Source organism: Sebaldella sp. S0638 (genome assembly GCF_024158605.1).
Lineage (GTDB): Bacteria > Fusobacteriota > Fusobacteriia > Fusobacteriales > Leptotrichiaceae > Sebaldella.
The window spans coordinates 1-760 of sequence record NZ_JAMZGM010000289.1 but is presented as its reverse complement, the minus strand read 5'-3'; the positions used below and the strand labels follow the sequence as shown (position 1 = coordinate 760).

The window sequence follows — 760 nt, the reverse complement described above, 5'->3', positions numbered from 1 at the left end:
ATAAACAGATAAAGCTGTTAGAAGGAATAGAAGATACATTTGATAAATTGGGTCTAACCAATAAAAAACTAGCATCAGTAATGGAAAAAGAAGCCTTAATAAGAGAAAAAAACCAAAATAATGTAATAGATCAGATAAAAGAAATAAGGGCAATGGGCGAGCTATTAGGAACAGACCAGAGCGAAATAGATAAACAAATAGCAGATGTATATAAAAATAGTTCAGAAACAATAGCAAAGTCCATATACGGACTTACTAAAAGGATAGAACAATTAAAGAAAAATACACTGCAGTCAACAGAAACAAAAGAAGAAAAAACGGAAAATCCGGTAAAAAGTATAGAAAAACTGGATAAGAGCACAGAAGAGTTACAAAAAGAATTAATATTCATAAATTCGGAAATAGTAGAAAATCAAAAAGTTTTAAATAGATTAAGTACAGAGTTAGAAAGGCTACCAGAAAGTCTAAAAACATCTCAAGAGGAAAAGTATAAAAATGATATAGGTAGATGGCAAAAGCTATTAGACAATGCTTATGCGAAAAAGGAACAGATAGAATACAGCCTTGGGAATCCAAATATAACAGTAGCTTCTACTAAAAAAGACGGAGAAGTAACAGGGGTTTTAACAGCAGAAAATAAAAAGGTACTGGAAGATTTCAATATAAAACTCGCAGAACAGCTAAAATATGTAAAAAATGGAATAAATATAGACTTTAGTGGATTTAATACTATTGATGACATAAAAGCCATGTATGATGA

1 pseudogene is annotated in these 760 nt (G+C 30.1%); it reads left to right on the top strand.

The annotated features are described in order from the left end of the window. Positions 1 to 760: pseudogene (locus NK213_RS20340) on the top strand (hypothetical protein); the annotation flags it as partial.